Origin of the sequence: Brumimicrobium mesophilum (assembly GCF_003025005.1) — a bacterium.
Lineage (GTDB): Bacteria > Bacteroidota > Bacteroidia > Flavobacteriales_D > Crocinitomicaceae > Brumimicrobium > Brumimicrobium mesophilum.
Genome location: NZ_PVSS01000047.1, coordinates 1 through 1280 on the forward strand (window position 1 = coordinate 1; position 1280 = coordinate 1280).

Here is a 1280-nt window from a genome sequence, read left to right on the forward strand (position 1 = left end):
ATGCCCATGCTGGGCACACACAATGGCTATAAGTAATTGCTTGTTATCGCTCACTTCTGAAAATCCTCGCGGATTTTCAGTTTGGTGTGTACTTGCAAAGTTAAGTGCAAAACCACGCAACTACTCATAGCCGAGACCGTTAGGCACAATGACAAACAAAATAGCTATGAAAAAATATATTATCACTTTAATATTAATTTACTTATCCTCAAATATATTTGCGCAATCTTTTGTAAGTGATAGTCTAATGGCAATTTATGTAGAGACTGGGGTTGCAAACAAAAATTTCATAGCTAAAGGGAATTCAAAAGGTAAAATTAGAGTTGGAGCATGGAGCGATTACACATTCGAAAACATTTTGACTTACCAACAAAAAGACAACGATAGAATATATGAAAACCTCGATCACCTACTAATTGAATCAACTGGAAAATATTCTAATGGTCAAAAAAATGGCTTATGGATATTTTATGCTGTTGAAGGAGGAACATTTGAAAAATACCACATAGCAGATGTCACTTATAAAAATGATAAAAGAGCAGGCCCTATTACTCTATTCTACTCTAGTGGTGAGAAAGCAGCCGAGGGTAATAATGAAAATGAACTTCTTCATGGGAATTATTCAGTTTTTTATAAAACTGGAGAAGTTGCTAGGAGATATCAATTAAAAAAAGATTTACTACAAGGCTTAGTCACGTACTTTTATAAAACTGGTGAAAAGGAATTTTCCGTAAATTATATAGATGGAATTAAACAAGGTCAATATTTAAGTTATTACAAAAATGGGACCATAGAAAATAAAAGTAACTATACAAATGATACTCTTCAAGGTTTAGATATTTATTATTACCCTAATGGCACCGTTAGGGAAGAGGATAGATATAAAGATGGTATTCTAACAGAAGTAAAGTATTATTATGAATCTTCCCAACTATGGGTGCAAAAAGAATATAAGGATGGTAAATATTTTAATATAAAACAACTTTATGACTCCCAAGGGAACTCTCTTGATTTCGGGACTCTTAAAGACGGGACTGGAACAGTTAAGTACTACACAGAAGATGCAAAGGTTTATTTGATAAGATTCTTTGAAGACGGCATAGTCGTAAATGAAGAATACTACGACTAATTTATTCTCTAATTGATGTGTGCCTAACACAGCCTTTGCCGATCAGCCTGTAAAAACCTTCGATTTTTACATTTATGTAAATGAAATGTTTGTACCTTCGATAAAACATTTAGCAACAGGCCGCCGCAAAGCCTCAACCGTTAGCGGTAAT

1 protein-coding gene is annotated in these 1280 nt (G+C 33.7%); it reads left to right on the forward strand.

Translation table 11 applies throughout. The features are described 5' to 3' along the window. The first annotated feature begins 166 nt into the window (after window positions 1-166). Entirely contained in the window at window positions 167-1129 is a 963-nt protein-coding gene (locus C6368_RS16965) for a toxin-antitoxin system YwqK family antitoxin (protein ID WP_159038670.1), read from the forward strand. Window positions 1130-1280: the final 151 nt, after the last annotated feature.